We start from the raw sequence: 25,153 nt of genomic DNA, 5'->3' as shown, positions 1-25,153 counted from the left end.
AAAAGCGAAGCCATATGGCTTCGCTTTTTTTGTTTACGGTTCTGAAAAAGCAGCGGATCAGAACGGGATATCGTCATCAAAGCTGTCGAAATCCGGAGCCGGCTGCGGAGCGGCCTGCTGTGGAGCTGGACGCGACTGCTGCGGTGCCGACTGCTGCGGACGCGGCGCCTGCTGCTGGCGTGGAGCTGGAGCGGACTGCTGATAGTTGTTGCCCCCGCCTTGTTGGTCGCCCTGTTGTGGACGGCCGCCCAGCAGTTGCATGGTGCCTTGCATGTCGACCACGATTTCAGTGGTGTAACGCTTGATACCGTCTTTTTCCCACTCGCGGGTCTGCAGCTTGCCTTCGATGTAGACCTGCGAACCTTTGCGCAGGTATTCGCCGGCGATCTCGGCGACCTTGCCGAACATCGACACACGGTGCCATTCGGTCTTCTCGACCTTCTGACCGGTTTGCTTGTCGGTCCACTGTTCGCTGGTCGCCAGACTCAGGTTGGTCACGGCGTTACCGTTAGGCAGGTAGCGAACTTCGGGATCCTGGCCGCAAGTGCCGACCAATATGACTTTGTTAACCCCACGGGCCATAACGTTCTCCTAGGCTACGCACGCTGCCCCGGCCGGGTTGTTCACCAGGCGCTCAAGGGTGGTGCGATCCAATAGTTCTGTGTCCAGTTTGATGTAAATCGCCGCTTCGTCTGCGACGATCACTGCATCTGTTACCCCTACGACGGCCTTCAGGCGCTCGACCAGACCCGCTTCGCGGATCGCCTCGGGCGACAACGGCAAGCGCAGACTCGTCACGTAGGGAGGTTCGCGCATGGTAACAGCAAAGGCCAGCCAGAGGGCAGCCAGGCCGGCACATCCCAGGAACACAACCGACAAACCGCCATGCTGGAACATCCAGCCGCCGAGGATCCCGCCCAGTGCCGAACCGAGGAACTGGCTGGTGGAATAAACCCCCATTGCCGTGCCCTTGCCGCCTGCCGGTGAAACTTTGCTGATCAGCGATGGCAACGAAGCTTCCAGCAGATTGAACGCGGTGAAGAACACCACCGTACCGATCACCAGGGCCCGCAAGCTATCGCCGAACTGCCAGAAGAATAGCTCAGTGAGCATCAGCGTCAGCACTGCGCCCAATAAAACTCGTTTCATTTTGCGTTTCTTCTCGCCGTAGATAATGAACGGGATCATGGCGAAGAAAGAGATCAACAGCGCGGTCAGGTAGACCCACCAGTGCTGTTCCTTGGGCAGACCGGCCTTTTCGACCAGGGCCAGCGGCAATGCGACGAAGCTCGACATCAACATCGCGTGCAACACAAAAATGCCCAGGTCGAGGCGCAGCAGGTCCGGATGCTTGAGGGTCGGTATCAGCGCCTGTCGCGCGACGCCTGACTCGCGGTGCTGCAACGGGCCGGTAGCACGCGGCACCATGAACATCACGATCACGATGCCAAACAGCGCCATCCCGCCGGTGGCGAGGAACAGGCCGGACAACCCGAACGCGCGGGTCAGTAACGGCCCGACCACCATGGCGACAGCGAAAGACAGACCGATCGTCATGCCGATCATGGCCATGGCTTTGGTCCGGTGCTGCTCTCGGGTCAGGTCCGACAACAAGGCCATGACCGCCGCGGAAATCGCCCCGGCCCCCTGCAGGATTCGTCCGGCGATGACGCCCCAGATCGAATCGGCATTGGCCGCCAGCACGCTACCAAGTGCAAAGACGATCAGCCCCAGGTAAATCACCGGACGGCGTCCGATACGGTCGGAAATAAAGCCAAACGGAATCTGAAAGATCGCCTGGGTCAGGCCATAAGCGCCAATCGCCAGCCCGATGAGGGCCGGGGTCGCTCCTGCCAGATCCATCCCATAGGTCGCCAATACCGGCAACACCATGAACATGCCAAGCATACGGAAGGCGAACACCAGGGCCAGACCGCTTGCTGCGCGGGTCTCACTGCCACTCATGCGTTCGCTGTGGGGATCGTGCATGGAAAAACCTCATGTGAACCGGCGGCGATTCTACCAGTCCCATCGATTGACAGGGTATATCGCGACGCTTTGCCGCGCTCTGCTGACAGACTCTTCATCTAAGACAGTAGCCCACTCGTTTGATAGTGTGCATCCATCCAGTATTTGGCCGTATACTCCTACGTTTTCGACGCCCGCCAAGCGAGGCCACTTTGGACAAGATCCTGATTCGTGGGGCCCGAACCCACAACCTGAAGAACGTCGACCTGACCCTGCCACGGGACAAGCTGATCGTCATCACCGGCTTGTCCGGATCCGGCAAGTCGTCCCTGGCGTTCGACACGCTGTACGCCGAAGGCCAGCGCCGCTACGTCGAATCGCTGTCGGCCTACGCCCGGCAGTTTCTGTCGATGATGGAAAAGCCGGACGTCGACACCATCGAAGGTTTGTCGCCAGCCATTTCCATCGAACAGAAGTCGACCTCGCACAACCCGCGCTCGACCGTCGGCACCATCACCGAAATCTACGATTACCTGCGCCTGCTTTACGCTCGCGTCGGTATTCCGCGCTGCCCGGATCACGATATTCCTCTGGAAGCGCAGACCGTCAGCCAGATGGTCGACCTGGTTCTGGCGCAACCGGAAGGCAGCAAGCTGATGCTGCTGGCCCCGGTTATCCGCGAGCGTAAAGGTGAGCACCTTTCGGTCTTCGAAGAGCTGCGCGCGCAAGGCTTCGTACGGGCCCGGGTCAACGGCCGGCTCTGCGAGCTGGACGAACTGCCAAAGCTGGATAAACAGAAGAAGCATTCGATCGATGTCGTGGTCGACCGCTTCAAGGTCCGCGCCGACTTGCAACAGCGTCTGGCCGAGTCGTTCGAGACCGCACTGAAACTGGCCGACGGCATCGCGCTGGTCGCTCCGATGGACGACGAACCCGGTGAAGAGATGATCTTCTCCGCGCGCTTCGCCTGCCCGATTTGCGGCCACGCCATCAGCGAACTGGAACCCAAGCTGTTCTCCTTCAACAACCCGGCGGGCGCTTGCCCGACGTGCGATGGCCTGGGGGTGAAGCAGTTCTTCGACATCAAGCGACTGGTCAACGGCGAACTGACGCTGGCCGAAGGTGCGATTCGCGGTTGGGACAGGCGCAACGTCTATTACTTCCAGATGCTCGGGTCACTGGCTTCGCACTACAAATTCAGCCTTGAAGTGCCGTTCAATGAACTGCCGACCGATCAACAGAAGTACATCCTGCACGGCAGCGGCTCGCAGAACGTCGACTTCAAATACCTGAACGACCGGGGCGACATCGTCAAACGTTCGCACCCGTTCGAAGGCATCGTGCCGAACCTGGAACGTCGCTACCGCGAAACCGAGTCTGCCTCGGTGCGCGAAGAGCTGGCCAAGTTCCTCAGCACCCAGCATTGCCCGGATTGCCGTGGCACCCGCCTGCGCCGCGAGGCGCGGCATGTATGGGTTGGCGAGAAGACACTGCCGGCGGTGACCAATCTGCCGATTGGCGACGCCTGCGAGTATTTCGGCTTGCTGAAACTGACGGGCCGTCGTGGCGAAATCGCCGACAAGATTCTCAAGGAAATCCGTGAGCGCCTGCAGTTCCTGGTCAACGTGGGCCTCGACTATCTGTCGCTGGATCGCAGTGCCGACACGCTGTCTGGCGGCGAGGCCCAGCGGATTCGTCTGGCCAGCCAGATCGGTGCGGGCCTGGTGGGTGTCCTGTACATCCTCGACGAGCCGTCTATTGGCTTGCACCAGCGCGATAACGACCGTTTGCTCGGCACGCTCAAGCATTTGCGGGACATCGGCAACACGGTGATCGTGGTCGAGCACGATGAAGACGCCATTCGCCTGGCGGACTATGTAGTGGATATTGGTCCGGGTGCGGGCGTTCACGGCGGGCGTATCGTCGCTGAAGGCACACCGGCCGAGGTCATGGCACATCCAGATTCGTTGACTGGCAAGTACTTGTCGGGCCGCGTAAAAATCGCGGTTCCGGCCAAACGCACGCCGCGAAACAAGAAGCTGTCGCTGTCCCTGAAGGGCGCCCGCGGCAACAACTTGCGCAACGTCGATCTGGAGATTCCGATTGGCTTGCTGACTTGCGTGACCGGCGTTTCCGGCTCGGGCAAATCGACGCTGATCAACAACACGCTGTTCCCTTTGAGCGCGACGGCACTCAACGGCGCAACGACCCTTGAGGCTGCCGCGCACGACAGCATCAAAGGCCTTGAGCATCTGGATAAAGTCGTCGACATCGACCAAAGCCCGATCGGTCGTACGCCGCGCTCCAACCCGGCGACTTACACCGGGTTGTTCACGCCGATTCGCGAGTTGTTCGCCGGCGTGCCCGAATCCCGTTCACGCGGCTACGGTCCGGGACGCTTCTCCTTCAACGTGAAGGGCGGGCGCTGCGAAGCGTGCCAGGGCGATGGCCTTATCAAGGTCGAAATGCACTTCCTGCCGGACATCTATGTCCCGTGCGACGTCTGCAAGAGCAAGCGCTACAACCGCGAAACCCTGGAGATCAAGTACAAGGGCAAGAGCATCCACGAAACCCTCGAGATGACGATCGAGGAAGCCCGGGAGTTCTTTGATGCGGTGCCGGCACTGGCGCGCAAGCTCCAGACGTTGATGGATGTCGGTTTGTCGTACATCAAGCTGGGGCAATCGGCGACCACGCTGTCCGGCGGTGAAGCGCAGCGGGTCAAGCTGTCCCGCGAACTGTCCAAGCGCGACACCGGCAAGACGCTGTATATCCTTGATGAGCCGACCACGGGTCTGCACTTCGCGGATATTCAGCAATTGCTCGATGTGTTGCATCGCCTGCGTGACCACGGCAACACGGTGGTGGTGATCGAGCACAACCTCGACGTGATCAAGACTGCCGACTGGCTGGTGGATCTCGGGCCGGAAGGTGGTTCCAAGGGTGGACAGATCATTGCGGTCGGTACACCGGAGGAAGTGTCCGAGATGAAGCAATCTCACACGGGTTTCTACCTCAAGCCGCTGTTGGAACGCGACAAGGCCTGAATCGCGCCCATGAAAAAGCCCCTGTCACTTTCTGAGTGACAGGGGCTTTTTTATCGGTGTCATCACGCGTGAGATTGCAGATAGTTCTCGAGGCCGATCAACTTGATCAGACCCATCTGCTTTTCAAGCCAATAGGTGTGGTCTTCTTCGGTGTCATGCAATTGAACCCGCAGCATTTCGCGGCTGACATAGTCCTTGTGCTGCTCACAGAGTTTGATGCCCTTGCAGAGCGCAGCGCGCACTTTGTATTCAAGTCGCAGGTCAGCGGCGAGCATGTCCGGCACAGTGGTGCCGACATCAAGGTCGTCCGGACGCATGCGAGGGGTGCCTTCGAGCATCAGAATGCGACGCATCAGGGCATCAGCGTGCCCAGCTTCTTCTTCCATTTCGTGGCTGATACGTTCGTAGAGCTTGGTGAAACCCCAGTCCTCATACATCCGCGAATGGACGAAATATTGATCACGTGCAGCCAGTTCGCCGGTCAGCAACGTGTTGAGGTAATCGATTACGTCTGGGTGGCCTTGCATCGCCCTACATCTCCCTGCTTGAAAGTCTGTAGTTTGAACCAAGGCGACTGTTTGGTCACTTTGTTTGCGCGATAAAAGCGAAGATATTCTGAGAAAAGTGGTTTAAATAACGCAAAAACCGCCAAAATAAGGGCGGTTCTGCTTCTCATTTAGACTTCGTTAAGCTGTACGTTGAGCAGCTTTGCGATTGCTTCTCCATACGCTGAATCGGCCTTGTAGAAATGCTGCAATTGGCGGTCAACCACATCGCTGGAAACACCCGCCATCGCCCCGGCAATGTTGTTAACCAGCAGCGCTTTCTGCTCGTCACTCATGAGCCGGAACAGAGCACCGGCGTGGCTGTAGTAATCGGTGTCTTCGCGATGATCGTAACGATCAGCCGCACCACTCAATGCCAACGGCGGCTCCGCATAGCGGGGTGCTTGCTTCGGCGACTCAACGTAGCTGTTCGGCTCATAGTTGGGAGCTGCACCGCCGTTTGTGCCGAATGCCATCGAGCCATCTCGCTGGTAGCTGTTCACCGGGCTGCGAGGCGCATTCACCGGCAGTTGCTGGTGATTGGTCCCAATGCGATAGCGGTGCGCATCCGCGTAGGCAAACACGCGACCTTGCAGCATGCGATCAGGCGAGAGACCGACACCCGGAACCATGTTGCTTGGGCCGAACGCCGCTTGCTCGACCTCAGCAAAGTAGTTCTGCGGATTACGGTTGAGTTCCAGCTCACCCACTTCAATTAGCGGAAATTCCTTCTGCGACCAGGTCTTGGTCACGTCGAACGGGTTCTCGTAGTGCGCCGCGGCTTGTGCCTCAGTCATGATCTGGATGCACACGCGCCATTTCGGGAAGTCACCGCGCTCAATCGCACCGAACAGGTCGCGCTGGGCGTAATCCGGGTCGGTACCGGCCAGGCGTGCAGCATCGGCTGGCGCGAGGTTCTTGATCCCCTGCTGGGTCTTGTAGTGCCACTTCACCCAGTGACGCTCGCCGCTTGCGTTAATCAGACTGTAGGTGTGGCTGCCGAAGCCGTGCATGTGACGGTAGCCGTCAGGAATGCCTCGGTCCGAAAACAGGATGGTGACCTGATGGAGTGCCTCAGGCGAGTGCGACCAGAAGTCCCACATCATCTGCGCGCTTTTCAGGTTGCTCTGCGGCAGGCGCTTTTGGGTGTGGATAAAGTCCGGAAACTTGAGCGGATCACGGATGAAGAAAACCGGCGTGTTGTTTCCGACGATGTCCCAGTTACCTTCTTCGGTATAGAACTTCAGGGCAAAGCCGCGTGGATCGCGCTCGGTGTCGGCCGAGCCTCGCTCACCGCCCACCGTGGAAAATCGCAGGAAGGTTGGTGTTTGTTTGCCGACCGAATCAAACAGTTTGGCGCTGGTGTACTCGGTGATATCACGAGTGACGGTGAACGTACCGTAAGCACCGGAGCCTTTGGCATGCACGCGGCGCTCAGGGATGTTTTCACGGTTGAAGTGGGCAAGCTTCTCGATCAGGTGGAAGTCGTCGAGCAGCAGCGGGCCTCGAGGGCCGGCGGAGCGGGAATTCTGGTTATCTGCGACAGGAGCGCCACTGGCGGTAGTAAGCGTTTTATTTTGGCTCATGCGATCTTCTTCCTCTGTCAGTTTTGGAACTGCCGGCTAATCGGCTTGGGACGAGTATTGACCATTGATCGGAGCATCGACAAATTTATTAAATTGCGATGATCAATAGAAAATTACTAACAGCAATCCCGTTCACATACTGACGGCATACACCGAAGAGATGCTTGTATGAACAGCGCGTTTCTTACAGGCACAAAAAACCGGGCACTAGGCCCGGTTCCTTGTTTCAGACTGACGTCTTACTCGGCGGATACAGCTTCGCCAGCAGTAGCACGATCAACCAACTCGACGTACGCCATAGGCGCGTTGTCGCCAGCGCGGAAACCGCACTTGAGGATGCGCAGGTAGCCACCCTCACGGGTAGCGTAACGCTTGCCCAGGTCGTTGAAGAGCTTACCAACGATAGCTTTCGAACGAGTACGGTCGAAAGCCAGACGGCGGTTAGCCAGGCTGTCTGTCTTGGCCAAAGTGATCAGCGGCTCAGCAACGCGACGCAGTTCTTTAGCTTTTGGCAGTGTAGTTTTGATCAGCTCGTGCTCGAACAGCGACACCGCCATGTTTTGAAACATGGCCTTGCGGTGCGAGCTGGTGCGGCTCAGGTGACGACCACTTTTACGATGACGCATGGTTCATTCCTTACCAAACACAACGTTCGGTGATTACGACGATCAGGCAGTCGCCTTGTCGTCCTTCTTAAGACTTGCAGGCGGCCAGTTGTCGAGGCGCATGCCGAGGGACAGACCGCGGGAGGCCAGAACGTCCTTGATTTCAGTCAAGGATTTCTTGCCAAGGTTCGGAGTCTTCAACAGCTCTACTTCGGTACGCTGAATCAGGTCACCGATGTAGTAGATGTTTTCCGCCTTAAGGCAGTTAGCCGAACGTACAGTCAGTTCCAGATCGTCAACCGGGCGAAGCAGGATCGGATCGATCTCGTCTTCCTGCTCGACAACCACTGGTTCGCTGTCACCTTTGAGGTCGACGAACGCAGCCAACTGCTGTTGCAGAATGGTTGCAGCGCGGCGAATAGCCTCTTCAGGATCCAGAGTACCGTTGGTTTCCAGATCAATAACCAGCTTGTCCAGGTTAGTACGCTGCTCGACACGGGCGTTTTCCACCACGTATGCGATACGGCGAACCGGGCTGAACGAAGAGTCAAGCTGCAAGCGACCGATGCTGCGGCTTTCGTCTTCATCGCTCTGACGCGAGTCTGCCGGTTCATAACCACGACCACGAGCTACGGTGAGCTTCATGTTCAGGGCGCCGTTAGACGCCAGGTTAGCGATTACGTGATCGGGATTAACGATCTCGACATCATGATCCAGCTGAATATCGGCAGCGGTAACCACCCCCGAACCCTTCTTCGACAAGGTCAGCGTAACTTCGTCACGACCGTGCAGCTTGATAGCCAGACCTTTAAGGTTCAACAGGATTTCAATTACGTCTTCCTGTACGCCTTCGATGGCGCTGTACTCATGGAGTACACCGTCAATCTCGGCCTCGACTACTGCACAGCCGGGCATTGAGGACAACAGGATGCGGCGCAGCGCGTTGCCCAGGGTGTGGCCGAAACCACGCTCGAGAGGCTCGAGAGTGATCTTGGCGCGGGTTGGACTGACAACCTGCACATCAATATGGCGGGGTGTCAGGAACTCATTTACCGAAATCTGCATGGATGCACCTATTTTCTAGCCCTTACTTGGAGTAGAGCTCGACAATCAGGCTTTCGTTGATGTCGGCGGACAGATCACTGCGAGCTGGAACGTTCTTGAAAACGCCCGACTTCTTCTCAGTGTCTACTTCTACCCATTCTACGCGGCCACGTTGGGCACACAGATCGAGAGCTTGGACAATGCGAAGTTGGTTCTTTGCTTTCTCGCGAATCGCGACCACGTCACCAGCACGAACCTGGTACGACGGCACGTTTACGGTTTGACCGTTAACGCTTACGGATTTGTGCGATACCAGCTGACGGGATTCGGCACGAGTCGAACCAAAGCCCATACGGTATACAACGTTGTCCAGACGGCATTCGAGCAGTTGCAGCAGGTTTTCACCGGTTGCACCTTTCTTGCCAGCAGCTTCTTTGTAGTAGCCGCTGAATTGACGCTCGAGAACGCCGTAGATACGACGGACCTTCTGCTTTTCACGCAATTGGGTGCCGTAATCGGACTGGCGACCGCGGCGTTGGCCGTGGATACCAGGTGCTGCTTCAATGTTGCACTTCGATTCGATCGCGCGCACGCCGCTCTTCAGAAAGAGATCGGTGCCTTCACGACGAGCGAGTTTGCATTTTGGACCAATGTAACGAGCCATTCTTTACAATCTCCTGGATTACACGCGGCGCTTCTTCGGCGGACGGCACCCGTTGTGCGGGATTGGCGTCACGTCGGTGATGCTGGCGATCTTGTAGCCACAGCCGTTCAAAGCGCGGACTGCGGATTCACGACCTGGGCCTGGACCTTTGACGTTGACGTCGAGGTTTTTCAGACCGTATTCCAGCGCAGCTTGACCAGCACGTTCAGCAGCTACTTGAGCAGCAAACGGGGTGGACTTGCGGGAACCGCGGAAACCCGAACCACCGGAGGTAGCCCAGGAAAGAGCGTTGCCTTGACGGTCGGTGATGGTCACGATTGTGTTGTTAAAAGACGCGTGGATGTGGGCGATGCCATCAACCACTGTCTTTTTGACTTTTTTACGAGGACGAGCAGCAGGTTTAGCCATGATTAATTTCCTGTCGATTCGCTGGGGCGATTACTTGCGGATCGGCTTACGCGGACCTTTACGGGTACGCGCGTTAGTCTTGGTACGCTGACCGCGTACTGGAAGACCACGACGATGACGCAGACCGCGATAGCAACCGAGGTCCATCAAACGCTTGATTTTCATGTTGATTTCGCGACGCAGGTCACCTTCAGTGGTGAACTTCGCCACTTCGCCACGCAGCTGTTCAATCTGCTCGTCGCTCAGATCCTTGATCTTTGCGGCTGGGTTTACCCCAGTCACTGCACAGATCTTCTGCGCAGTAGTGCGACCAACACCATAGATGTAGGTCAGCGAGATAACAGTATGCTTGTTATCTGGAATGTTAACGCCTGCAATACGGGCCATTCAGTGGGACTCCAATTGACAGCTACCTACGCCCCGGAAGCCAAGAAATAGGGCGCGAGATAATATCGCTGTAATAACAAATAATCAACCCGGTAGCGCACTAGCTACCGGGCTTGAAGCACAATCACACTCAGCCTTGGCGCTGTTTGTGACGCGGTTCCGCGCTGCAAATTACTCGAACAACACCTTCGCGGCGAATAATCTTGCAGTTACGGCACAGCTTTTTCACCGATGCACGAACTTTCATCACCAACTCCTCGAACCTTATGGGTACTCAGCGCAACATGCCGCTGCCGTAACCCTTCAGGTTGGCTTTCTTCATCAGGGATTCGTACTGGTGCGAAACGAGGTGCGATTGTACTTGGGACATGAAGTCCATCACAACCACGACGACGATCAGCAACGAGGTCCCGCCAAGGTAGAACGGTACGTTTGCCGCAACCACCAGGAACTGGGGAAGCAGGCACACGGCCGTCATGTAAAGAGCACCGAACATGGTCAAGCGAGTCAGAACGCCATCAATGTAGCGCGCAGACTGCTCACCTGGACGGATACCCGGAATAAAGGCACCGGACTTCTTCAGGTTTTCCGCTACGTCTTTCGGATTGAACATCAACGCCGTATAGAAGAAGCAGAAGAAAATAATCCCTGCACTAAACAGCAGAATATTCAACGGCTGACCAGGAGCGATCGACTGCGAGATGTCCTGCAACCAGCCCATACCTTCAGACTGGCCGAACCAGGCACCCAACGAAGCCGGGAACAGCAAAATGCTGCTCGCGAAAATGGCCGGAATAACACCGGCCATGTTCACCTTCAGCGGCAAGTGGCTAGTCTGCGCAGCGAAGACCTTGCGGCCCTGCTGACGCTTGGCGTAGTGAACAGCGATACGACGCTGACCACGCTCAATGAACACCACAAAACCGATAATCGCTACTGCCAGCAAACCGATGGCAACCAGGGCGAAGATGTTGATATCACCCTGACGTGCAGACTCGAAAGACTGCCCGATCGCTCTCGGAAGACCGGCGACGATACCCGAAAAAATCAACATCGAGATACCGTTGCCAACACCACGCTCAGTAATCTGCTCACCCAGCCACATCATGAACATCGCACCAGCCACAAAAGTGGATACCGCGACGAAATGGAAGCCAAAGTCACCAGTGAACGCAACGCCCTGCCCCGCCAGACCAATGGACATGCCAATTGCCTGAACGAGAGCGAGGACGACAGTGCCGTAGCGGGTGTACTGGCTGATCTTGCGACGGCCAGCTTCACCTTCCTTCTTCAACTGCTCCAGCTGCGGGCTGACGGCGGTCATCAGTTGCATGATGATCGATGCCGAAATGTACGGCATGATCCCCAGTGCAAAGATGCTCATCCGTTCCAGCGCGCCGCCGGAAAACATGTTGAACAAGCTAAGAATGGTCCCCTCATTCTGTCGAAACAGGTCCGCGAGTCGGTCCGGGTTGATACCTGGAACCGGGATGTGTGCGCCTATTCGGTAGACGATAATCGCCAGGAACAGAAAACGCAGACGAGCCCAGAGTTCAGACATACCGCCTTTGCCGAGCGCAGAGAGAGCACCTTGCTTAGCCATTTATTCCTCGAACTTGCCGCCAGCTGCTTCGATAGCCGCACGCGCACCTTTGGTGGCGCCGATTCCCTTTCCGATGGTAACAGCGCGAGTAACTTCGCCGGACAGCATGATTTTCACACGCTGAACGTTGACGTTGATCACGTTGGCATCTTTCAGGGACTGCACGGTGACGATGTCGCCTTCCACTTTAGCCAGCTCGGACAAACGCACTTCTGCGCGGTCCATGGCTTTCAGGGAAACGAAACCGAACTTCGGCAGGCGACGATGCAGCGGCTGTTGACCGCCTTCAAAGCCTGGAGCAATGGTGCCACCAGAGCGGGAGGACTGACCTTTGTGGCCACGGCCACCGGTCTTGCCCAAACCACTACCGATACCACGGCCCGGACGATGCTTTTCGCGACGGGAACCCGGCGCTGGACTCAGATCATTGAGTTTCATCGATTAACCCTCGACACGCAGCATGTAGTAAGCCTTGTTGATCATCCCGCGATTCTCGGGAGTATCCTGGACTTCTACAGTGTGACCGATGCGACGCAGACCCAGACCCTTAACACACAATTTGTGGTTAGGGATGCGGCCGGTCATGCTTTTGATCAGCGTAACTTTAACGGTAGCCATGATCAGAAGATCTCCTTGACGCTTTTGCCACGCTTGGCGGCAATGGATTCAGGAGACTGCATAGCTTTCAAACCTTTGAAAGTGGCGTGAACCACGTTTACCGGGTTAGTCGAGCCGTAGCACTTGGCCAGAACGTTCTGAACGCCAGCAACTTCGAGGACAGCACGCATAGCGCCGCCAGCGATGATACCGGTACCTTCAGAAGCAGGCTGCATGTACACCTTCGAAGCGCCGTGACCGGACTTCATTGCGTACTGCAGAGTGGTGCCGTTCAGATCAACTTGGATCATGTTGCGACGAGCAGCTTCCATTGCCTTCTGGATCGCAGCAGGCACTTCACGTGACTTGCCACGGCCGAAGCCAACACGCCCTTTACCATCACCAACCACGGTCAACGCGGTGAAAGTGAAGATACGGCCGCCTTTTACGGTTTTGGCTACGCGGTTAACTTGAACCAGCTTCTCGATGTAGCCTTCGTCGCGCTTTTGGTCGTTATTTGACATAACTTAGAACTCCAGCCCAGCTTCACGAGCAGCATCAGCCAGCGCCTTGACGCGGCCGTGGTACTTGAAGCCAGAGCGGTCGAAAGCCACCTGCGAGACGCCAGCGGCTTTTGCACGCGTAGCGACCAGCTGGCCAACCTTAGTGGCCGCGTCGATGTTGCCAGTGGCGCCATCACGCAGTTCTTTATCCAAAGTCGAGGCAGATGCCAGGACTTTGTTGCCGTCGGCCGAAATGACCTGGGCGTAGATGTGCTGCGACGAGCGGAACACGCAGAGACGCACGACTTCGAGTTCGTGCATTTTCAGGCGTGCTTTGCGAGCGCGACGCAGTCGAGTAACTTTTTTGTCGGTCATTTGCTATGCCCTACTTCTTCTTGGCTTCTTTACGACGGACGACTTCGTCCGCGTAGCGCACACCTTTGCCTTTGTACGGCTCTGGTGGACGGAAGTCGCGGATCTCGGCGGCCACTTGACCTACCAGCTGCTTATCGATGCCCTTGATCAGGATATCGGTCTGGCTAGGAGTCTCAGCGGTGATGCCTTCCGGCAGTTCATAATCCACTGGGTGCGAGAAGCCAAGAGCCAGGTTCAGCACTGTGCCTTTTGCTTGCGCTTTGTAACCAACACCGACCAGCTGGAGCTTGCGCTCGAAGCCTTGGCTTACGCCTTGGACCATGTTGTTTACCAACGCACGAGTGGTACCAGCCATTGCGCGAGTTTGTTGATCGCCATTGCGAGCAGCGAAACGCAGCTCACCAGCTTCTTCAACGATCTCAACGGACGAATGGATGTTCAGTTCGAGAGTGCCCTTGGCACCCTTCACCGAAAGCTGTTGGCCTGCGAATTTGACTTCGACACCGGCTGGCAGCTTAACGGGGTTCTTAGCGACGCGTGACATGCTTATCCCCCCTTAGAACACAGTGCAAAGAACTTCGCCGCCGACACCGGCAGCGCGCGCAGCACGATCCGTCATCACACCTTTGTTGGTGGAGACGATAGACACACCGAGACCGCCACGAACTTTTGGCAGATCATCGACGGACTTGTACTGACGCAGGCCTGGACGGCTAACGCGCTTCACTTCCTCGATGACCGGACGGCCTTCGAAGTACTTCAGCTCGATGGACAGCAGTGGTTTGATTTCGCTGCTGATCTGATAACCCGCAATGTAACCTTCGTCCTTCAGGACTTTGGCAACAGCTACCTTCAAAGTAGAAGATGGCATGCTTACGACGGACTTTTCAGCCATCTGGGCATTACGGATTCGAGTTAGCATGTCCGCTAACGGGTCCTGCATACTCATGGGCTAGACGCTCCTAATACAAAAAAATTAGCCTTGCGGCTACTACGTGTCGCCGAGGTCATCCATGCGAAAAAAGCACGGGCTCAGGCGAGCCGGGTATTCTAGACACACCCCACAAATGAATCAAGCCCCAAAAGGGGCTTGATTCAAGTTCAAGGTCACCGGCGGTCAGGATCTTGCGATCCTGGCCACCGAGACTTTGACAGTGCTTACCAGCTGGCTTTAACCAGACCAGGTACGTCACCACGCATTGCAGCTTCACGCAATTTGTTACGGCCGAGGCCGAACTTGCGGTAAACGCCGTGTGGACGACCGGTCAGGCGGCAGCGGTTACGCATGCGGGAAGCGCTTGCGTCACGTGGCTGCTTTTGCAGAGCTACTGTAGCTTCCCAACGCGCTTCTGGACTTGCGTTCAGATCAACGATGATAGCTTTCAGTGCTGCACGCTTTTTGGCGTACTTGGCAACCGTGAGCTGACGCTTCAGCTCGCGGTTTTTCATGCTCATCTTGGCCATTTTCCTACTCCAATCAGTTGCGGAACGGGAATTTGAAAGCACGCAACAGGGCGCGACCTTCATCATCGTTCTTGGCAGTGGTGGTCAGGGTAATGTCCAGACCGCGGAGAGCATCGATCTTGTCGTAGTCGATTTCCGGGAAGATGATCTGCTCTTTAACGCCCATGCTGTAGTTACCACGACCATCGAAGGACTTGGCATTCAGGCCGCGGAAGTCGCGAACCCGAGGCAGGGAGATCGACAGCAGACGATCCAGGAACTCGTACATACGCTCACGGCGCAGGGTCACTTTGACGCCGATCGGCCAACCTTCACGGACTTTAAAGCCAGCGATGGATTTCCGAGCGTAGGTCACAACGACTTTCTGGCCGGTGATCTTTTCCAGGTCGGCAACAGCGTGCTCGATGACTTTTTTGTCACCGACCGCTTCGCCCAGACCCATGTTCAGGGTGATTTTGGTAACGCGTGGAACTTCCATCACGTTCGAGAGCTTAAGTTCTTCCTTAAGCTTCGGTGCGATTTCTTTCCAGTAAATCTCTTTTAGTCGTGCCATGGTCTCATCTACCTAGCAGTGTTCAAGCATCAACCGCTTTTTGGGTCGACTTGAAGACACGAATTTTCTTGCCGTCTTCTACTTTGAAACCAACGCGATCAGCCTTGTTGGTTTCGCCGTTGAAAATGGCTACGTTAGAAGCGTCCAGTGGAGCTTCTTTCTCGACGATACCGCCTTGTACGCCCGACATCGGGTTAGGCTTGGTATGACGCTTGACCAGGTTCAGACCGCCGATAACCAGACGGTTATTAGCGAGAACCTTAAGCACCTTACCGCGCTTACCTTTGTCTTTGCCGGCGATCACGATGATCTCGTCGTCACGACGAATCTTTTGCATGTCGGATCTCCTTACAGCACTTCTGGGGCGAGCGAGACGATCTTCATGAACTTCTCAGTACGAAGTTCACGGGTCACTGGCCCAAAGATACGGGTGCCGATCGGCTCTTGCTTGTTGTTCAGAAGAACAGCAGCGTTGCCATCAAAGCGGATAATGGAGCCATCAGCACGACGTACGCCGTGACGAGTGCGGACTACAACAGCAGTCATCACTTGGCCTTTTTTCACTTTACCGCGAGGAATTGCTTCCTTGACGGTAACTTTGATGATGTCACCGATACCAGCGTAACGACGATGGGAGCCACCCAGCACCTTGATGCACATAACACGGCGAGCGCCGCTGTTATCGGCCACATCGAGCATGGATTGAGTCTGAATCATATAATTTCTCCGACCCCTAGTCCTTAGACTTCCACAGCGCGTTCGAGAACATCAACCAGCGCCCAAGACTTAGTCTTGGCCAAAGGACGAGTTTCACGAATAGTGACTTTGTCGCCGATGTGGCACTGATTGGTTTCGTCGTGCGCGTGCAGCTTAGTCGAACGCTTAACGTATTTACCGTAGATCGGGTGCTTAACGCGACGCTCGATCAGAACGGTGATGGTTTTGTCCATCTTGTCGCTGACAACACGGCCAGTCAGCGTACGGACAGTTTTTTCGGCTTCAGCCATGATTACTTACCTGCCTGCTGGTTGAGCACAGTCTTCACGCGAGCGATGTCACGTTTAACTTGCGAGAGCAGATGAGACTGCCCCAACTGGCCAGTTGCTTTCTGCATACGCAGATTGAACTGGTCGCGCAGCAGGCCGAGCAGTTGCTCGTTCAGCTGCTGTGCGGATTTTTCACGAAGTTCATTCGCTTTCATCACATCACCGTCCGTTTAACAAAGGCGGTGGCGAGCGGCAGCTTTGCAGCAGCCAGGGCAAAAGCCTCACGCGCCAGCTCTTCAGTAACACCCTCGATTTCATACAGGACTTTGCCTGGCTGAATCTGGGCAACCCAGTACTCCACACTACCCTTACCTTTACCCATCCGAACTTCGAGGGGCTTTTTGGAAATAGGCTTGTCCGGGAATACACGGATCCAGATCTTGCCGCCACGTTTAACGTGACGGGTCAGTGCACGACGCGCTGACTCGATCTGACGAGCGGTGAGACGACCACGAGCTACAGACTTCAGCGCATATTCGCCGAAGCTGACTTTGCTACCGCGCTGTGCCAGACCACGGTTGTGGCCTGTCATCTGCTTGCGGAACTTCGTACGCTTTGGTTGCAACATTTGGCGTACCCCTTACTTAGCAGCTTTTTTACGAGGCGCTGGTGCTTGTGGTTTCAGTTCTTCTTGGCGACCACCAATTACTTCGCCTTTGAAGATCCAAACCTTTACACCGATCACACCGTAAGTGGTGTGAGCTTCGTAGTTGGCATAGTCGATGTCGGCACGCAGGGTGTGCAATGGCACACGACCTTCGCGATACCATTCAGTACGTGCGATTTCAGCACCGCCGAGACGACCGCTCACTTGGATTTTGATGCCTTTGGCACCAATGCGCATGGCGTTCTGAACAGCGCGCTTCATAGCGCGACGGAACATTACGCGACGCTCCAGCTGCTGAGCTACGCTCTGCGCAACCAGCATACCGTCGAGCTCCGGCTTGCGGATCTCTTCGATATTGATGTGCACAGGCACACCCATTTGCTTGGTCAGGTCCTGACGCAGTTTCTCAACATCTTCACCTTTCTTCCCGATAACGATACCTGGACGAGCGGTGTGGATGGTGATACGTGCAGTTTGGGCCGGACGATGGATATCGATACGGCTTACGGACGCGCTTTTTAGTTTGTCTTGGAGATACTCGCGCACCTTCAGATCAGCGAACAAATAGTCCGCATAAGTCCGACCGTCTGCGTACCAGACGGAGGTGTGCTCCTTGACGATTCCCAGGCGAATGCCAATGGGATGTACTTTCTGACCCATCTCTTCGACTCCGTTACTTGTCAGCAACCTTGACAGTGATATGGCAAGACCGCTTGACGATGCGATCAGCACGGCCTTTGGCACGTGGCATGATGCGCTTCAGCGAACGCCCTTCGTTAACGAAAACGGTGCTGACTTTAAGGTCATCAACGTCTGCGCCTTCGTTATGCTCGGCGTTGGCTACGGCCGACTCCAGCACTTTCTTCATGATCTCGGCGGCTTTCTTACTGCTGAAAGCCAACAAGTTGAGCGCTTCGCCCACCTTCTTCCCGCGGATCTGGTCGGCGACCAAGCGGGCTTTCTGGGCGGAGATTCGAGCGCCCGACAACTTAGCGGCTACTTCCATTTCCTAACCCCTTAACGCTTGGCTTTCTTGTCTGCCACGTGCCCGCGATAAGTGCGGGTACCGGCGAACTCGCCCAGTTTGTGGCCGACCATGTCTTCGTTAACGAGAACTGGGACGTGTTGACGACCGTTGTGTACTGCGATGGTCAAACCGACCATTTGTGGCAGGATCATCGAACGACGCGACCAGGTTTTCACCGGTTTGCGATCATTCTTTTCCGCCGCCACTTCGATCTTCTTCAGTAGGTGAAGATCGATAAAAGGACCTTTTTTCAGAGAACGTGGCACTGTCGTATCCCTCTATTTACTTGCGACGACGGACGATCATTTTGTCGGTACGCTTATTACCACGAGTCTTCGCGCCCTTAGTCGGGAAGCCCCATGGCGATACCGGATGACGACCACCAGAGGTACGACCTTCACCACCACCATGCGGGTGGTCAACCGGGTTCATGGCAACACCACGAACGGTTGGGCGAACGCCACGCCAGCGTTTGGCACCAGCTTTACCCAGCGAACGCAGGCTGTGCTCGGAGTTCGAGACTTCACCCAGGGTCGCGCGGCATTCAGCCAGCACTTTACGCATCTCACCAGAACGCAGACGCAGGGTCACGTAGACACCTTCACGAGCGATCAGCTGAGCCGAAGCACCAGCGGAACGAGCGATTTGCGCGCCTTTACCTGGCTTCAATTCGATGCCGTGTACGGTGCTACCAACTGGAATGTTACGCAGTTGCAGAGCGTTGCCCGGCTTGATCGGCGCCAAAGCACCTGCGATCAGCTGGTCGCCAGCGCTCACGCCTTTAGGGGCGATGATGTAGCGACGCTCGCCATCTGCGTACAGCAGCAGAGCGATGTGAGCAGTACGGTTTGGATCGTATTCGATACGCTCGACAGTGGCAGAGATGCCATCTTTGTCGTTGCGACGGAAATCGACCAGACGATAATGCTGCTTATGGCCACCACCAATGTGACGAGTGGTAATACGACCATTGTTGTTACGACCACCAGTCTTCGATTTTTTCTCGAGCAGCGGTGCGTGAGGAGCGCCTTTATGCAGCTCCTGGTTGACCACCTTGACCACAAAACGGCGGCCAGGGGAAGTCGGTTTGCATTTAACGATTGCCATGATGCACCCCTTCCTTACTCAGCACTGCTGCTGAAATCGAGATCTTGGCCTGGCTGAAGGGAGATAACTGCCTTCTTCCAGTCATTACGCTTGCCCAGACCGCGAGCAGTGCGCTTGCTCTTACCCAGAACATTCAGGGTAGTAACACGCTCTACTTTCACGCTGAACAGGCTTTCGACGGCCTTCTTGATTTCCAGCTTGGTTGCGTCAGTGGCAACCTTGAAAACGAACTGGCCTTTCTTGTCAGCCAGAACCGTAGCCTTCTCGGAAACGTGCGGGCCAAGCAGAACTTTAAATACGCGTTCCTGGTTCATCCCAGCAGCTCCTCGAATTTCTTCACGGCCGACACGGTGATCAACACCTTGTCGTATGCGATCAGACTAACTGGATCGGAACCTTGCACGTCACGTACATCAACGTGTGGCAGGTTACGAGCAGCCAGGTACAGGTTCTGATCAACAGCGTCGGACACGATCAGAACGTCGGTCAGACTCATGTTGTTCAGCTTGCCCAGCAGATCTTTGGTTTTCGGCGTTTCAACAGCGAAATCCTGAACTACTACCAGACGATCAGTACGCACCAGCTCAGCAAGGATGGAACGCATTGCTGCGCGATACATCTTCTTGTTCAGCTTCTGGGAGTGATCCTGAGGACGAGCTGCGAAAGTGGTACCGCCGCCACGCCAGATTGGGCTACGGATAGTACCGGCACGAGCACGGCCAGTACCTTTCTGACGCCATGGGCGCTTACCGCCACCACGAACGTCGGAACGGGTCTTTTGCTGCTTGCTACCTTGACGGCCGCCGGCCATGTAGGCCACGACTGCTTGGTGAACCAGCGTCTCGTTGAATTCGCCGCCAAATGTCAGTTCGGAAACTTCGATCGCTTGAGCGTCATTTACATTTAATTGCATGTCAGCTTCCCCTTAACCGCGAGCCTTGGCTGCTGGACGTACAACCAAGTTGCCGCCAGTAGCGCCAGGAACAGCGCCCTTGACCAACAACAGATTGCGTTCAGCGTCCACGCGCACTACTTCGAGGGACTGCACGGTCACGCGCTCAGCGCCCATATGACCGGACATTTTTTTGCCCTTGAATACACGACCAGGAGTCTGGCACTGGCCGATAGAGCCTGGAACGCGGTGGGACACGGAGTTACCGTGGGTGTTATCTTGCCCGCGGAAGTTCCAACGCTTGATCGTACCCTGGAAGCCTTTACCTTTGGACTGACCGGTTACATCAACCAGTTGACCAGCGGCGAAGATTTCAGCGTTGATCAGATCGCCGGCCTGGTACTCGCCTTCTTCAAGACGGAATTCCATTACGGTACGACCAGCGGCTACGTTCGCCTTAGCGAAGTGGCCAGCCTGAGCAGCTGTAACACGCGAAGCACGACGCTCGCCTACAGTGACTTGCACTGCACGATAGCCATCGGTTTCTTCAGTTTTGAACTGGGTGACGCGATTCGGCTCGATCTCAATGACCGTGACCGGAATGGAGACACCTTCTTCGGTGAAAATACGGGTCATACCGCATTTACGACCGACTACACCAATAGTCATGTTGTAAACCTCATGAGTGTACGGGGCTTTCACCCGCTATGGCCGCCCATTTCAGAGCGTTACACGACTAAGACCGAGTCTTAGCCGAGGCTGATCTGCACTTCCACACCGGCCGCAAGATCAAGCTTCATAAGAGCATCAACGGTTTTATCCGTTGGCTGGACGATGTCCAGAACGCGCTTATGAGTACGGATCTCATACTGGTCACGCGCGTCTTTGTTGACGTGCGGGGAGACCAGAACGGTGAACCGCTCTTTACGGGTAGGCAGTGGAATTGGACCACGCACTTGAGCACCAGTACGTTTCGCGGTTTCCACGATTTCCTGGGTGGATTGGTCGATCAGGCGATGGTCAAAAGCCTTCAACCTGATACGGATTTGCTGATTTTGCATTGGATTTCAGACTCCGGCTGCTATTCCCACCGAGCGCAATACGCCCGTTAAAAGGAGGCGCAATTCTATAGACGCCCCATATAGGTGTCAACCCAATAAAAAAGGCCCCCGCTGAGCGGGGGCCTTTTCAAAGCATCGAAGCTATCTCAAAAGAGATGCTTACTCGATGATTTTAGCTACAACGCCAGCACCAACGGTACGGCCGCCTTCACGAATAGCGAAGCGCAGACCGTCTTCCATTGCGATGGTTTTGATCAGGGTAACAGTCATCTGAATGTTGTCACCTGGCATTACCATTTCAACGCCTTCTGGCAGCTCGCAGTTACCAGTCACGTCAGTAGTACGGAAGTAGAACTGTGGACGGTAGCCTTTGAAGAACGGAGTGTGACGACCGCCTTCTTCCTTGCTCAGAACGTAAACTTCTGCGGTGAACTTGGTGTGCGGCTTAACCGAACCTGGCTTAACCAGAACCTGGCCACGCTCAACGTCGTCACGCTTGGTACCACGCAGCAGAACGCCGCAGTTCTCGCCAGCACGACCTTCGTCGAGCAGCTTGCGGAACATTTCAACACCGGTGCAGGTGGTGACGGTGGTGTCACGCAGACCAACGATTTCCAGTGGGTCTTGAACGCGAACGATACCGCGCTCGATACGACCAGTCACAACAGTACCGCGACCGGAGATCGAGAATACGTCTTCGATTGGCATCAGGAACGGCTTGTCGGTCAGACGAACTGGTTCTGGGATGTAGCTGTCCAGAGTTTCAACCAGTTTACGAACGGCAGTGGTGCCCATTTCGTTTTCGTCGTTGCCTTCCAGAGCCATACGAGCAGAACCGATGATGATCGGAGTGTCGTCACCTGGGAAGTCGTAAGTGCTCAGCAGATCGCGCACTTCCATCTCAACCAGTTCCAGCAGCTCAGCGTCGTCTACCAGGTCAGCCTTGTTCAGGAAAACCACGATGTACGGAACGCCTACCTGACGGGACAGCAGGATGTGCTCACGGGTTTGTGGCATCGGACCATCAGCGGCCGAGCAAACCAGGATAGCGCCGTCCATCTGAGCAGCACCGGTGATCATGTTCTTCACATAGTCAGCGTGACCTGGGCAGTCAACGTGAGCGTAGTGACGGATCAGCGAGTTGTATTCAACGTGCGCGGTGTTGATGGTGATACCACGAGCTTTCTCTTCTGGTGCGCTGTCGATCTTGTCGAAGTCAACACGAGCCGAACCGAAAACTTCGGAGCAAACACGAGTCAGAGCAGCAGTCAGAGTGGTTTTACCGTGGTCAACGTGACCAATGGTGCCAACGTTGACGTGCGGAAGGGAACGATCAAATTTTTCTTTAGCCACGACAATTAACTCCTAGCCTAAAGGACTGAATCAGCCTTGTTTTTTGGTTACAGTTTCGACGATGTGCGACGGAGCTGTATTGTATTTTTTGAATTCCATAGAGTAGCTTGCGCGACCTTGGGACATGGAACGAACGTCGGTCGCATAACCGAACATCTCGCCCAACGGAACCTCGGCACGAATTACTTTACCGGAAACCGTATCTTCCATACCCAGGATCATGCCGCGACGACGGTTAAGGTCGCCCATCACGTCACCCATATAGTCTTCAGGTGTAACAACCTCTACAGCCATGATCGGCTCAAGCAACTCACCACCGCCCTTCTGGGCCAGTTGCTTGGTCGCCATGGAAGCAGCCACCTTAAACGCCATCTCGTTAGAGTCGACGTCGTGGTAAGAACCATCAAACACGGTAGCCTTGAGGCCGATCAGCGGATAGCCGGCAACAACGCCGTTCTTCATCTGCTCTTCGATGCCCTTCTGGATAGCCGGGATGTATTCCTTAGGAACCACACCACCCACTACTTCGTTCACGAATTGCAGACCTTCCTGACCTTCGTCAGCAGGAGCAAAACGGATCCAGCAGTGGCCGAACTGACCACGACCGCCGGATTGACGAACGAACTTGCCTTCAATCTCACAGTTCTTCGTGATTCGCTCACGATAGGAAACCTGAGGCTTACCGATGTTGGCTTCGACGTTGAACTCACGGCGCATCCGGTCAACCAGGATGTCCAAGTGCAACTCGCCCATGCCGGAGATGATCGTTTGACCAGTCTCTTCATCAGTTTTGACGCGGAAAGATGGATCTTCCTGAGCAAGTTTGCCCAGAGCGATACCCATTTTTTCCTGGTCATCCTTGGTCTTAGGTTCAACGGCAACCGAAATAACCGGCTCCGGGAAGTCCATGCGAACCAGGATGATTGGCTTGTCAGCGCTGCACAAGGTTTCGCCAGTGGTGACGTCCTTCATGCCGATCAAGGCCGCGATGTCACCAGCGCGTACTTCCTTGATTTCTTCACGGGCGTTTGCGTGCATTTGCACCATACGGCCCACGCGCTCTTTCTTGCCCTTAACCGAGTTGATCACGCCGTCGCCGGAGGCCAACACGCCCGAGTAAACTCGAACAAAGGTCAAGGTACCCACGAATGGGTCGGTAGCGATTTTGAACGCCAGAGCCGAGAACGGCTCGCTGTCATCTGCGTGACGCTCCATTTGTTTTTCCTCGTCATCCGGGTCAGTACCCTTGATGGCAGGAATATCAGTTGGAGCAGGCAGGTAATCGATAACGGCGTCGAGAACCAGGGGAACACCCTTGTTCTTGAAGGAAGAACCACAAACAGCCAGAACGATCTCACCAGCGATAGTACGCTGACGCAGAGCGGCCTTGATTTCCGCGTTGGTGAGTTCTTCACCTTCGAGGTACTTGTTCATCAGCTCTTCGCTGGCCTCGGCCGCAGCCTCAACCATGTTGGCGCGCCACTCGTCAGCCAGATCCTGCAATTCAGCAGGGATAGGCTCGCGACGAGGAGTCATGCCTTTGTCAGCATCGTTCCAGTAAACAGCTTCCATGGCCATCAGATCGATCTGACCCTGGAAATTGTCTTCGGAACCGATAGCCAACTGGATTGGCACCGGGGTGTGACCCAGACGCTGCTTGATCTGACCGATCACGCGCAGGAAGTTCGCACCAGCACGGTCCATCTTGTTTACGTAAACAAGACGTGGAACGCCGTACTTGTTGGCTTGACGCCATACGGTTTCCGACTGAGGCTCAACACCCGAGGTGCCGCAGAACACAACAACCGCGCCGTCGAGAACACGCAGGGAACGCTCAACTTCAATAGTGAAGTCAACGTGGCCCGGGGTGTCGATGACGTTGAAGCGGTATTGGTCCTTGTGCTGCTTCTCGGAACCCTGCCAGAAGGCGGTAATGGCAGCAGAAGTAATGGTAATACCACGCTCCTGCTCCTGAACCATCCAGTCTGTGGTCGCGGCGCCGTCATGCACCTCGCCCATTTTGTGACTTTTGCCAGTGTAAAAAAGGACGCGCTCGGTGGTGGTGGTCTTACCAGCATCCACGTGAGCAACGATACCAATGTTACGGTAGCGGTTAATCGGTGTTGTACGAGCCATAAAGCCCTCGCAAAATGAGTGACGCTAAAATTAGAAGCGGTAGTGCGAGAAAGCCTTGTTGGCCTCAGCCATACGGTGCACGTCTTCACGCTTCTTAACTGCAGCACCTTTGCCTTCAGCGGCGTCCAACAGTTCGCCAGCCAAACGCAGAGCCATAGACTTCTCGCCGCGCTTACGGGCGAAGTCTACCAACCAGCGCATTGCCAGAGCGTTACGACGGGACGGACGAACTTCGACCGGAACCTGGTAAGTAGCACCGCCTACACGGCGCGACTTTACTTCGACCAGCGGAGCGATGGCGTCGAGAGCTTTCTCGAAGATTTCCAGGGGATCGCTGTTCTTGCGTTCTTTAACCTTTTCCAGCGCGCCATAAACGATACGCTCGGCAACGGCTTTCTTGCCGCTTTCCATCACGTGGTTCATGAACTTGGCCAGGATCTGGCTGCCGTATTTTGGATCGTCAAGCACTTCGCGCTTGGCTGCTACGCGTCTTCTTGGCATGGATAAGCCCTCAAACGGTCTTCAGGTTCGCTCGGAATCGGTGCCCTTTCGGGACGCCTCCGACCTTACTCTTA

General features: G+C 55.6%; 36 protein-coding genes. 1 reads left to right on the top strand and 35 read right to left on the bottom strand.

Going from position 1 to position 25,153, the window contains the following annotated elements; all coding sequences use genetic code 11:
* Positions 1-57 precede the first annotated feature (57 nt).
* Positions 58-582, bottom strand: a complete 525-nt coding sequence (locus EJA72_RS19495; RefSeq protein WP_008041307.1) for a single-stranded DNA-binding protein — start codon at positions 580-582, stop codon at positions 58-60.
* Positions 583-591: 9 nt separating this feature from the next.
* Positions 592-1,989 carry an MFS transporter gene (locus tag EJA72_RS19490; protein ID WP_157713002.1) on the bottom strand — a complete coding sequence of 466 codons (1,398 nt, stop codon included), beginning with the start codon at positions 1,987-1,989 and terminating at the stop codon, positions 592-594.
* A 191-nt stretch (positions 1,990-2,180) separates the two neighbouring features.
* Between EJA72_RS19490 and uvrA the strand changes: the two genes are divergently transcribed.
* Positions 2,181-5,015: an excinuclease ABC subunit UvrA gene (gene uvrA / locus EJA72_RS19485; RefSeq protein ID WP_157713001.1), complete on the top strand. Its 2,835-nt coding sequence runs from the start codon at positions 2,181-2,183 to the stop codon at positions 5,013-5,015.
* A 62-nt stretch (positions 5,016-5,077) separates the two neighbouring features.
* On the opposite strand, the gene bfr is transcribed toward uvrA, so the two are convergent.
* The 33 genes from bfr to rpsG all read right to left on the bottom strand — a co-directional run bounded on the left by bfr (position 5,078) and on the right by rpsG (position 25,079).
* Positions 5,078-5,542, bottom strand: a complete 465-nt coding sequence (gene bfr / locus EJA72_RS19480; RefSeq protein WP_157713000.1) for a bacterioferritin — start codon at positions 5,540-5,542, stop codon at positions 5,078-5,080.
* A gap of 149 nt (positions 5,543-5,691) precedes the next feature.
* Positions 5,692-7,146, bottom strand: coding sequence for a catalase (locus tag EJA72_RS19475; RefSeq protein ID WP_157712999.1), 1,455 nt, complete (start codon positions 7,144-7,146; stop codon positions 5,692-5,694).
* A gap of 239 nt (positions 7,147-7,385) precedes the next feature.
* Positions 7,386-7,772, bottom strand: coding sequence for a 50S ribosomal protein L17 (gene rplQ, locus EJA72_RS19470; RefSeq protein WP_003176402.1), 387 nt, complete (start codon positions 7,770-7,772; stop codon positions 7,386-7,388).
* A 42-nt stretch (positions 7,773-7,814) separates the two neighbouring features.
* Positions 7,815-8,816, bottom strand: coding sequence for a DNA-directed RNA polymerase subunit alpha (gene rpoA, locus EJA72_RS19465; RefSeq protein ID WP_003186012.1), 1,002 nt, complete (start codon positions 8,814-8,816; stop codon positions 7,815-7,817).
* A gap of 22 nt (positions 8,817-8,838) precedes the next feature.
* Positions 8,839-9,459 (bottom strand): 30S ribosomal protein S4, encoded by a 621-nt coding sequence (gene rpsD, locus EJA72_RS19460; RefSeq protein ID WP_003210056.1) that lies wholly within the window; start codon positions 9,457-9,459, stop codon positions 8,839-8,841.
* 18 nt (positions 9,460-9,477) lie between these two features.
* Positions 9,478-9,867: a 30S ribosomal protein S11 gene (rpsK, locus tag EJA72_RS19455; protein WP_002555466.1), complete on the bottom strand. Its 390-nt coding sequence runs from the start codon at positions 9,865-9,867 to the stop codon at positions 9,478-9,480.
* A gap of 30 nt (positions 9,868-9,897) precedes the next feature.
* On the bottom strand, positions 9,898-10,254 hold the full coding sequence (gene rpsM / locus EJA72_RS19450) for a 30S ribosomal protein S13 (RefSeq protein ID WP_003186020.1): 357 nt from the start codon (positions 10,252-10,254) through the stop codon (positions 9,898-9,900).
* Positions 10,255-10,384: 130 nt separating this feature from the next.
* Positions 10,385-10,501, bottom strand: coding sequence for a 50S ribosomal protein L36 (rpmJ, locus tag EJA72_RS19445; RefSeq protein WP_002555468.1), 117 nt, complete (start codon positions 10,499-10,501; stop codon positions 10,385-10,387).
* Between the two features lie 27 nt (positions 10,502-10,528).
* Positions 10,529-11,857 carry a preprotein translocase subunit SecY gene (gene secY, locus EJA72_RS19440; RefSeq protein ID WP_003228718.1) on the bottom strand — a complete coding sequence of 443 codons (1,329 nt, stop codon included), beginning with the start codon at positions 11,855-11,857 and terminating at the stop codon, positions 10,529-10,531.
* The gene (gene rplO, locus EJA72_RS19435) at positions 11,858-12,295 is read right to left on the bottom strand and encodes a 50S ribosomal protein L15 (RefSeq protein WP_007896782.1); all 438 of its coding nucleotides are present in this window, start codon (positions 12,293-12,295) and stop codon (positions 11,858-11,860) included.
* 3 nt (positions 12,296-12,298) lie between these two features.
* Positions 12,299-12,475 (bottom strand): 50S ribosomal protein L30, encoded by a 177-nt coding sequence (gene rpmD / locus EJA72_RS19430; RefSeq protein WP_003176408.1) that lies wholly within the window; start codon positions 12,473-12,475, stop codon positions 12,299-12,301.
* Between the two features lie 2 nt (positions 12,476-12,477).
* Positions 12,478-12,978 carry a 30S ribosomal protein S5 gene (rpsE, locus tag EJA72_RS19425; RefSeq protein ID WP_007943782.1) on the bottom strand — a complete coding sequence of 167 codons (501 nt, stop codon included), beginning with the start codon at positions 12,976-12,978 and terminating at the stop codon, positions 12,478-12,480.
* A gap of 3 nt (positions 12,979-12,981) precedes the next feature.
* On the bottom strand, positions 12,982-13,332 hold the full coding sequence (rplR, locus tag EJA72_RS19420; protein WP_003186037.1) for a 50S ribosomal protein L18: 351 nt from the start codon (positions 13,330-13,332) through the stop codon (positions 12,982-12,984).
* A gap of 10 nt (positions 13,333-13,342) precedes the next feature.
* Positions 13,343-13,876 (bottom strand): 50S ribosomal protein L6, encoded by a 534-nt coding sequence (gene rplF / locus EJA72_RS19415; protein WP_003176412.1) that lies wholly within the window; start codon positions 13,874-13,876, stop codon positions 13,343-13,345.
* Positions 13,877-13,888: 12 nt separating this feature from the next.
* Entirely contained in the window at positions 13,889-14,281 is a 393-nt protein-coding gene (rpsH, locus tag EJA72_RS19410; RefSeq protein ID WP_003186040.1) for a 30S ribosomal protein S8, read from the bottom strand.
* Positions 14,282-14,490: 209 nt separating this feature from the next.
* Positions 14,491-14,796 (bottom strand): 30S ribosomal protein S14, encoded by a 306-nt coding sequence (rpsN, locus tag EJA72_RS19405; RefSeq protein WP_003176414.1) that lies wholly within the window; start codon positions 14,794-14,796, stop codon positions 14,491-14,493.
* A gap of 13 nt (positions 14,797-14,809) precedes the next feature.
* Positions 14,810-15,349 carry a 50S ribosomal protein L5 gene (rplE, locus tag EJA72_RS19400; RefSeq protein ID WP_003176415.1) on the bottom strand — a complete coding sequence of 180 codons (540 nt, stop codon included), beginning with the start codon at positions 15,347-15,349 and terminating at the stop codon, positions 14,810-14,812.
* 22 nt (positions 15,350-15,371) lie between these two features.
* The gene (rplX, locus tag EJA72_RS19395) at positions 15,372-15,686 is read right to left on the bottom strand and encodes a 50S ribosomal protein L24 (protein ID WP_003176416.1); all 315 of its coding nucleotides are present in this window, start codon (positions 15,684-15,686) and stop codon (positions 15,372-15,374) included.
* Positions 15,687-15,697: 11 nt separating this feature from the next.
* Positions 15,698-16,066, bottom strand: a complete 369-nt coding sequence (gene rplN, locus EJA72_RS19390) for a 50S ribosomal protein L14 (RefSeq protein WP_002555479.1) — start codon at positions 16,064-16,066, stop codon at positions 15,698-15,700.
* A gap of 23 nt (positions 16,067-16,089) precedes the next feature.
* Positions 16,090-16,356 (bottom strand): 30S ribosomal protein S17, encoded by a 267-nt coding sequence (gene rpsQ / locus EJA72_RS19385; RefSeq protein ID WP_003176419.1) that lies wholly within the window; start codon positions 16,354-16,356, stop codon positions 16,090-16,092.
* A 2-nt stretch (positions 16,357-16,358) separates the two neighbouring features.
* Positions 16,359-16,550, bottom strand: coding sequence for a 50S ribosomal protein L29 (gene rpmC / locus EJA72_RS19380; RefSeq protein ID WP_002555481.1), 192 nt, complete (start codon positions 16,548-16,550; stop codon positions 16,359-16,361).
* Positions 16,550-16,963, bottom strand: coding sequence for a 50S ribosomal protein L16 (rplP, locus tag EJA72_RS19375; RefSeq protein ID WP_045057467.1), 414 nt, complete (start codon positions 16,961-16,963; stop codon positions 16,550-16,552). Before rplP ends, rpmC begins: the two co-directional genes overlap by 1 nt.
* A 12-nt stretch (positions 16,964-16,975) precedes the next feature.
* Positions 16,976-17,662: a 30S ribosomal protein S3 gene (rpsC, locus tag EJA72_RS19370; RefSeq protein WP_003176422.1), complete on the bottom strand. Its 687-nt coding sequence runs from the start codon at positions 17,660-17,662 to the stop codon at positions 16,976-16,978.
* Positions 17,663-17,675: 13 nt separating this feature from the next.
* Positions 17,676-18,008, bottom strand: coding sequence for a 50S ribosomal protein L22 (rplV, locus tag EJA72_RS19365; RefSeq protein ID WP_003103908.1), 333 nt, complete (start codon positions 18,006-18,008; stop codon positions 17,676-17,678).
* Between the two features lie 11 nt (positions 18,009-18,019).
* Positions 18,020-18,295: a 30S ribosomal protein S19 gene (rpsS, locus tag EJA72_RS19360; protein ID WP_002555486.1), complete on the bottom strand. Its 276-nt coding sequence runs from the start codon at positions 18,293-18,295 to the stop codon at positions 18,020-18,022.
* A 16-nt stretch (positions 18,296-18,311) separates the two neighbouring features.
* Positions 18,312-19,136, bottom strand: coding sequence for a 50S ribosomal protein L2 (gene rplB, locus EJA72_RS19355; RefSeq protein WP_003176423.1), 825 nt, complete (start codon positions 19,134-19,136; stop codon positions 18,312-18,314).
* Between the two features lie 14 nt (positions 19,137-19,150).
* On the bottom strand, positions 19,151-19,450 hold the full coding sequence (gene rplW / locus EJA72_RS19350) for a 50S ribosomal protein L23 (protein WP_002555488.1): 300 nt from the start codon (positions 19,448-19,450) through the stop codon (positions 19,151-19,153).
* A complete protein-coding gene (gene rplD / locus EJA72_RS19345) occupies positions 19,447-20,049 on the bottom strand; it encodes a 50S ribosomal protein L4 (protein WP_003228735.1) in 603 nt (200 codons plus the stop codon). Before rplD ends, rplW begins: the two co-directional genes overlap by 4 nt.
* A 12-nt stretch (positions 20,050-20,061) precedes the next feature.
* Entirely contained in the window at positions 20,062-20,697 is a 636-nt protein-coding gene (gene rplC, locus EJA72_RS19340) for a 50S ribosomal protein L3 (protein ID WP_003186059.1), read from the bottom strand.
* Between the two features lie 80 nt (positions 20,698-20,777).
* Positions 20,778-21,089 carry a 30S ribosomal protein S10 gene (gene rpsJ / locus EJA72_RS19335; protein WP_003186070.1) on the bottom strand — a complete coding sequence of 104 codons (312 nt, stop codon included), beginning with the start codon at positions 21,087-21,089 and terminating at the stop codon, positions 20,778-20,780.
* A 159-nt stretch (positions 21,090-21,248) separates the two neighbouring features.
* A complete protein-coding gene (gene tuf / locus EJA72_RS19330) occupies positions 21,249-22,442 on the bottom strand; it encodes an elongation factor Tu (RefSeq protein WP_008030895.1) in 1,194 nt (397 codons plus the stop codon).
* A gap of 30 nt (positions 22,443-22,472) precedes the next feature.
* Positions 22,473-24,578 carry an elongation factor G gene (gene fusA / locus EJA72_RS19325; RefSeq protein WP_157712998.1) on the bottom strand — a complete coding sequence of 702 codons (2,106 nt, stop codon included), beginning with the start codon at positions 24,576-24,578 and terminating at the stop codon, positions 22,473-22,475.
* 30 nt (positions 24,579-24,608) lie between these two features.
* The gene (gene rpsG / locus EJA72_RS19320) at positions 24,609-25,079 is read right to left on the bottom strand and encodes a 30S ribosomal protein S7 (RefSeq protein ID WP_002555493.1); all 471 of its coding nucleotides are present in this window, start codon (positions 25,077-25,079) and stop codon (positions 24,609-24,611) included.
* Positions 25,080-25,153 lie beyond the last annotated feature (74 nt).

The organism is Pseudomonas sp. PB120, assembly GCF_009761815.1.
Lineage (GTDB): Bacteria > Pseudomonadota > Gammaproteobacteria > Pseudomonadales > Pseudomonadaceae > Aquipseudomonas.
This window is presented reverse-complemented; position numbering and strand designations above follow the sequence as displayed.